Origin of the sequence: Streptomyces sp. NPDC056486 (assembly GCF_042795295.1) — a bacterium.
In the GTDB taxonomy this organism is placed as follows: Bacteria; Actinomycetota; Actinomycetes; order Streptomycetales; family Streptomycetaceae; genus Streptomyces.
This window is the reverse complement of record NZ_JBHTSF010000069.1, coordinates 38596-45446: the sequence shown is the minus strand read 5'-3', so window position 1 is coordinate 45446 and position 6851 is coordinate 38596. Positions and strand designations below refer to the sequence as shown.

5 protein-coding genes are annotated in these 6851 nt (G+C 70.7%); 3 read left to right on the top strand and 2 right to left on the bottom strand.

Annotated features, from left to right (window positions below; translation table 11 throughout):
* Window positions 1–92: 92 nt before the first annotated feature.
* Window positions 93–1406, bottom strand: coding sequence for a phytase (locus tag ACFQ7F_RS25395; RefSeq protein WP_383274260.1), 1314 nt, complete (start codon window positions 1404–1406; stop codon window positions 93–95).
* 662 nt (window positions 1407–2068) lie between these two features.
* Between ACFQ7F_RS25395 and ACFQ7F_RS25390 the strand changes: the two genes are divergently transcribed.
* Genes ACFQ7F_RS25390 through ACFQ7F_RS25380 form a run of 3 tightly spaced genes read left to right on the top strand, consistent with a single transcriptional unit; the run spans window position 2069 to window position 5650 of the window.
* Entirely contained in the window at window positions 2069–2389 is a 321-nt protein-coding gene (locus tag ACFQ7F_RS25390) for a hypothetical protein (RefSeq protein WP_383274257.1), read from the top strand.
* The gene (locus tag ACFQ7F_RS25385; protein WP_383274255.1) at window positions 2386–4536 is read left to right on the top strand and encodes a bifunctional polysaccharide deacetylase/glycosyltransferase family 2 protein; all 2151 of its coding nucleotides are present in this window, start codon (window positions 2386–2388) and stop codon (window positions 4534–4536) included. Before ACFQ7F_RS25390 ends, ACFQ7F_RS25385 begins: the two co-directional genes overlap by 4 nt.
* Entirely contained in the window at window positions 4520–5650 is a 1131-nt protein-coding gene (locus ACFQ7F_RS25380; protein WP_383274252.1) for an LCP family protein, read from the top strand. The genes ACFQ7F_RS25385 and ACFQ7F_RS25380 overlap by 17 nt, the downstream gene beginning before the upstream one ends.
* Window positions 5651–5797: 147 nt before the next feature.
* On the opposite strand, the gene ACFQ7F_RS25375 is transcribed toward ACFQ7F_RS25380, so the two are convergent.
* Window positions 5798–6838 carry an endonuclease/exonuclease/phosphatase family protein gene (locus ACFQ7F_RS25375; protein ID WP_383274269.1) on the bottom strand — a complete coding sequence of 347 codons (1041 nt, stop codon included), beginning with the start codon at window positions 6836–6838 and terminating at the stop codon, window positions 5798–5800.
* Window positions 6839–6851: the final 13 nt, after the last annotated feature.

The following is a 6851-nucleotide window of genomic DNA, read 5'->3' as shown; positions in this document are numbered from 1 at the left end:
CCCCCGTGGGGCCGCCACCCTCCTCGCTCGCCTGCCCGTATGTCTGCCAGTGGGCACGCCGTGCCGCCTTGCCCGGCGCAGGGTGTGCCGTGTCAGTCGTCGACGGCGTCGAGCACGTCACCCAGATCCACGAACTTGAAGTCCGTGGAAGGCCTTTCGGGATCGCCGGGCGCGTCGTGACCGTCCTGCACGACGAGCAGTCCGTGCGGGTACGTGGCGCCGAGCGGCTCGTTCAGTGCCGCGGCGCCGTCGCATTCCTCGGAGCCGTCGAGCGCGGAGGAGGCGGCGGTGACGCGGAAGCCGCCCTCGTACTCGTTGCGGTCGGACAGTTCACGGTCGTAGGCGGCGAAAGTGTTGTCACCCTGGCTGGAGGCCAGCAGATAGCCGTCGCCGTCGTCCTGGTTCAGCAGCGTCAGACCCTCGACGTCGGCCTTGAGATGCTTGCCGCCATAGCCGGGGTCGGCGCCCGCGACGCACTCCTCGGTCGATTCGTCGTACGTACCCGGCACGCCGAACTCGCGCACTTTGTCGGCCAGTTGTGGCTTGCCGGTCAGGTCGGCGCGGATCCGCCAGATGCCGACGTCCTCCTGGCCCGCGTACAGCGTGCCGTTGGCCGGATCCACGGCCATCCCCTCCACCTGCGGCAGTTCGCCGGGCTCGCCGCACGGCGACCACGAAGTGCCGTTCGGCAGGCGGAAGTCGGCGGGCAGGTCGAGCGTGCGGACCTTGCGGTAGCCGACCGTGCCGTTGCTCTTCGGGGTCAGCTCAAGAAGCGCTATGCGGGTCCGTTCCCGCTGGCTGACCAGGGCGTAGGACCGGCCCGTCGACGGGTCCGTCCACGTCGCGAGCCCGTACGCGGTGCGCTGTTCGTTGATCTCCTCCTGCGAGGACGAGAAGACGGGTGCCGCGGACGGGTCGGTGACATCGGCGAGCGGGCCGCCCGCGCGATTCCGGTCGATGCGGTAGACGCGCAGCCGGTCGCTGCCGCGGTCACTGGTCACCGCCAGGTCCGCGCGGCCCGACGGCAGGCGCAGACCGTGCACCAGGTCGACGTTGTTGAAGCGGCCTGGCGCGTCATCGGGGCCCGGCGCGGCTGGCGCCGGAACGGACTGCACCTCGCGCGCGTGGAGGTCGTACACGCGAAGGCCGCCCTGCTTGGCGGTGGCGACGACCAGGCTGCGGTCCGGGTCGGCGGGGTTGCGCCAGATCGCCGGATCGTCGGCGTCGGCGTCGCCGCCCGCTTCGTCGTCGTGCAGGGCGGGGGTCTCGGCGCGCGGCTCGACGGCGGGCAGTGCCGTGGCCGCGAGGGCGCCGGAGCTCAGGGGCACGGTCGCGGCGATGGCCGCGAGAGCCGTGACAAGGGCGAGTCGGCCGTAAGAGGGCCGTTTTCTGCGGGACTTGGCCATGGAGGGGATCCTCTCTGTCATGGGTCTGTCAGGTGCAGTGTTACGGGCGAGTAATGACAGAGAGCACTCTGTGATCTTGCCGTGAAGGGTTCCTGACCGGTATGGCGTCGCCCAGCGGGCCGCAAGGTGAACGGACGGTGTCGCCCCCTCACGGCTGTTTGCAGGCCGGGCGGCTGATTCGTTGCCCCGTCAACTGCCTGCTGCCGCGCCGCCGGGGTGACCGCCGCCACGGCCCGTTCGGGGGTGCCCGACCGCGTCCGCCCGAGTAGGGTCGGGGGCTGCGTGATGGCTGACGGCCGCACCCCGGCCTCCCGGCCCTTGTGAGGGCTCATGCGTACGTGGCTTTCCCGGCCCCACCCGGGAAGGGCGCACCGCATGCGCACGTACGGGAAATTCTCCGTACGCGCAGGGCACCGGGATGCGGCTCCGACGTCTCTCACGGGCAGTACGACCCACCAGCAGTGCAGTACGTCTCACCAGCAGTACAGCGGACCCCCGGGTCCGTACCCCCACACAAAGAGTCGCGCGTGCGCGGCCGCAGATCAGGAGCACCAGTGCAGGGCATCCCCCACATAGCCAGCACACCGCACGACGGGCGATTGTCGTCCACACCCCCGTGCCCGCCGAGCGCGCCCGGACGGGCACAGCACACGAGCCGGGACATGGCGCAGCGCATGCCGCACCGGGCGGCGGCGCCCCGCATGCCCCCGGTGGCACGGCGTCCCCGGCCCGCCGAACCCCAGATCCCGGTCTTCATCGATCATTCGGGCTGGCGCAGGCGGATGCTGCAAGGCATGGCACTGGTCGTCGGCGTCGCCTGCCTCGGGTATCTGGTGTTCGTCGGCACGCTGATCAGCGGACTGCAGCAGTCCGTGGGCACGCAGCCGCCGAGTACGAACGCACCTGCGCCTTCCGGCCCGGACGCCGGTCAGCCTCCGGCCGGCAGATCAGCCCCGCCGCCGGCCGGAGGCCTGAAGCAGTGAGCCGGCGCGCTGAGGGCGTCCGTCGCCCGCCGCGCGGACACTGGCTCGTGCTCCTCCTTGTCCTCCTGGTGGTCGCCGTCACCCTCCTCTTCGAGGGCTGGACGACCCACCAGGTCGACGCCGCACGCACCAAACCGCTCTGCACCCGGCCGATCCCGCGCCAGGCGGACGACGGGAAGCCGCTGCTGAGGTTCGGCCCGACGGGGGCGGCCGCCACCACGGCCATGCCGCCGAGGACCGTCGCGCTCACCTTCGACGGCGGGCCCGACCCCGAGTGGACGCCGCGCCTGCTCGACCTGCTGCGCAGGCACCACGCACGCGCGACCTTCTTCGTCTACGGGAAGGACGCGGCCCAGCACCCCAAGCTGTTGCGGCGGATCGTTCGCGAGGGCCACGAGATCGGCTCGTACACCTACAGCGGCGGCGACCTCGGTGTCGCGTCGCCGCTGCGCGCACGCCTCGAACTGTCGCTCACCCAGAGCGCTCTCGCGGGTGCGGCAGGCATCAACACCACCCTGCTGCGGCTGCCGCACACCACGGCCGCGGACACGCTCTGCGGCCCCGAGTGGACGGCCGCGCAGGACGCGGCGGGGCAGGGGTACCTGGTGGTCGCCTCCGACTACAAGGACCGCAAGCCGTGGCGTGGCCTCGTCTCGCAGCACAGCCAGACCGACCTGGGCTACCGCGAGGCCGAGGATCTGCTGCGGGACCGCAGCGTGAAGCGGTTCACCACCGTGAGCGGCGGCCTCGGCCGTCCCTCCTTCGTCGAGCAGGTCCCGGTCGCCCAGGAGGTCAAGGGCGTGGGCCTGCTCTGGTCGCAGCGGCTCGGGCAGGCCTTCCTCACCGTCATGGTGTGGACACTGACCCTCACCGGTGTGCTCGGCGTCCTGCGGATGCTCCTGTTCATGCTGTTCGCCCGGCTCCACGTGCGCAGGCTCCACCGGTACCGGCCCGGCGCACCACGCCTTCGCGAGGTGCGGGACCCGGTGACGGTCCTTGTGCCCGCGTACAACGAGGAGGCCGGCATCGCCTCCACCGTGTACTCGCTGCTCGCCTCCACCCACCCGCACTTTCAGATCATCGTGATCGACGACGGCTCGACCGACGCCACCGCCGACATCGCCGAGGGCATCGACGATCCGCGGGTGACGGTCATCCGGCAGCCCAACGGCGGCAAGCCGAGCGCCCTCAACACCGGTCTGGGGTACGCCAGGCACGACATCGTCGTCATGGTCGACGCGGACACCATCTTCGAGCCCGAGGCCCTTGCCCGCCTGATCCAGCCGCTCGCCCACCCGGCGGTCGGTGCCGTCAGCGGCAACACCAAGGTCGGCAACCGGCGCCGTCTGCTCGGCAAATGGCAGCACCTGGAGTACGTACTCGGCTTCAACCTCGACCGGCGGATGTTCGAGGTCCTTGAGTGCATGCCGACGGTGCCGGGGGCGATCGGCGCCTTCCGCAGGGACGCGCTGATGGGCGTCGGTGGGGTCAGCGACGAGACCCTGGCCGAGGACACCGACCTCACGATGGCGCTCTGGCGGGCAGGATGGCGCGTCGTCTACGCGGAGTCCGCGGTCGCCTGGACCGAAGTGCCCAGCTCGCTGCGGCAGTTGTGGCGTCAGCGCTACCGCTGGTGCTACGGCACCCTCCAGTCGATGTGGAAGCACCGTCACGCGGTGACGGAGGTCGGCCCCGCCGGACGCTTCGGCCGTCGCGTGCTGCTCTACGTCACGCTGTTCCAGATCGTTCTTCCGCTGTGCGCGCCGGTCGTGGACATGTTCGCCCTGTACGGGGCGCTGTTCCGTGACCCCTTGGAGGCAGGCCTCGTCTGGTTCGGTTTCCTCTCCGTCCAGTTGATCACCGCCGCGTACGCGCTGCGGCTCGACCGCGAGCGGCTGCGCGTGCTGTGGGTGCTGCCGCTCCAGCAGTTCGTCTACCGGCAGTTGATGTACCTGGTGGTCATCCACTCCGTGACCACGGCGCTGCTCGGCACCCGCCTGAAGTGGCACAGCATGCACCGCACCGGAACCGCCGATCCGTATCTGCTCGAAGCGCCGTCCGGAGAGATGTCCGGAGAGGCGTCCGTAGAGACGCCTGCAGAGATGCCCGTGGAGACCAAGGGAGTTGACCATGTCGGACGCGCTTGACCAGCGGGCCGAAGAGGGCCTCTACGCGGAGGCCCCGGAAGGCTCCTCCACCGCGCGTGAGCGTTTCGCCGACCGCCCGAGCTCCCACTACGGGCCCCGGCGCGCCCACGCCCGGCAGTCGAAGAAGCGAAAGCGGCTACGACGGGTGGTGCTCGTCCTGCTGGCCTCCGTGGTCGTCGCGGCGGGCGGCACGTACGGCTGGGCCGAGACGCGGCTCGACCGTGACGTCGACCTGGGCGCGTACGGGGACCGTCCGCCGCCCGGCGAGGGCACCAACTACCTCGTCGTGGGCTCGGACAGCCGCGACGGGCTTTCCGACGGCGACGTACAGGACCTGCACGCCGGAGGGGGCGGCGGGCGGCGCACCGACTCGATGATGCTGCTGCACACCGGGGCGAACGGAAGCAGCATGGTCAGCCTGCCGCGCGACTCCTGGGTCACTCTGCCCGGCCGCCTCGACACGACGACGGGCAAGACGAAGCGGCCCGAGGGAGACAAACTGAACGCCGCTTTCTCCTACGGCGGACCCGAACTCCTCGTGCACACCGTGGAGCAGAACACCGGCCTTCGCATCGACCACTACGCGGAGATCGGCTTCGCCGGGTTCGTGAACATCGTCGATGCCATCGGCGGCGTCCGGATGTGCCTGGACCGGGACATCAAGGACGAGAAGTCGGGCGCCGACCTGCGCAAGGGCTGTCACACCCTGAGCGGTAAGCAGGCGCTGGCCTTCGTCCGCCAGCGGCACCAGGAGAGGGAGGGCGATCTGGGCCGGTCGAAGAACCAGCAGAAGTTCCTGTCGACCCTCGCCCACCAGGCCGCCAGGCCAGGCACCCTCTTCGACCCGACGGAGATCGGCCCGGCCATGCAGGCCGGTCTTGACACGCTCATCGTCGACAAGGACATGAGCCTGCGCGATCTCAGCGAGATGTTCCGCGCCGTGCAGAGCGTCTCGGGCGGAGCCGGCAAGCGGATCAACGTGCCCGTGTCCGGCTTCGGCGTCCCCACCTCCAAGGGCAACGTACTGAAGTGGGACGCCAAGAGGTCGACCCGCCTCTTCGACGAGCTGCGGCACGATCGCCCCGTGACGGAGACGGGGAAGTCGGCCCGCTAGCGGCGATGGTGGACGAGTTCGCCCCGTTCAACCTCAAGTCCCGGCGGTCTTGGTCTCCGTCCCGTTCATGGCCTGGGTCTTGATGAGCGGCGCGTGGTGCCGCGGTCTTCCCTGTGCAGGCCTGACAGGCCTGCACAGGCGCGGTCTTCACCAGCTGATTCCGGCCGCCACCGGCCGGTGATCGCTGCCGGTGGCCGGCAGTACCCACGAGCTGTCCGGCTCCACGCCCCGGACCAGGATCTGGTCGATCCGCGCCACCGGGAACTTCGCCGGCCAGCTGAAGCCGAAGCCGTCCCCGGCCGAGTCCTGGGCCGAGCGCAGGTGCGAGGTGATACCGGCGAACGCGCGGTCGTCCATGGTGCCGTTGAGGTCACCGAGCAACACCACCCGCTCGTTGTGCTCGGCGGCGACGGCCTTGGCGAGCGCCTGCGCGCCGCGGTTCCGGTCGTCCGTCTCAAAGCCGTTTCTGGGAAACACCCGCACGGACCCCAGGTGGGCCACGTACACCGCCAGCGGACCCCGGTCCGTGGCCACCGTGGTGCGCAGCGCCCGGTTGCCGGCCATCTTGGCCTCGGTCGGCTTGGTGTCACCCAGCGGTCCGACGTCCTGCCCGGTGTCGACCGGCCGGGTGTCCGACAGCGGCAGCTTGCTCCACAGTCCGACCGTGCCCTGCACCGTGTGGTGCGGATACGCCTTCGCCAGTTCCTTCTCGTACAGCGGCTTCGCCTGCGGGGTGACCTCCTCCAGGCCCAGCACGTCCGCGCCGGACGCGGCCAGGTCGCGGGCGGTGCCTGCCGGGTCGGGGTTGTCGGCGTCGACGTTGTGACCGGCCACGGTGAGATCGCTGCCCGTGGAGTGGGACTTGTCGATGAGCAGCCCGCCGAAGAGGCTCAGCCACGCGACGACCGGTAGCAGCAGCGCGAGAACCGCGGAGGCGGAGCGGCGCCACAGAGCCCCGGCGAGCAGCACCGGGATGAACAGGCCGAACCACGGCAGGAAGGTCTCCACCAGGCTGCCGAGGCCCCCGCGGTCCGTGAACTGTGCGTGCAGCAGCATGAGCAGGCCGAGCAGCAGCGCAAGCGCCGCGAGCACCAGGCCGCGTTTCCAGGGCCCGGGACGGGCGGAGGCGCGGAGCGCCCGGCGGTCGGCGTCCTCCTGCCCGGTCTGCTCCGCCGTGTCGACCTGCACGATCGTCTGTCCT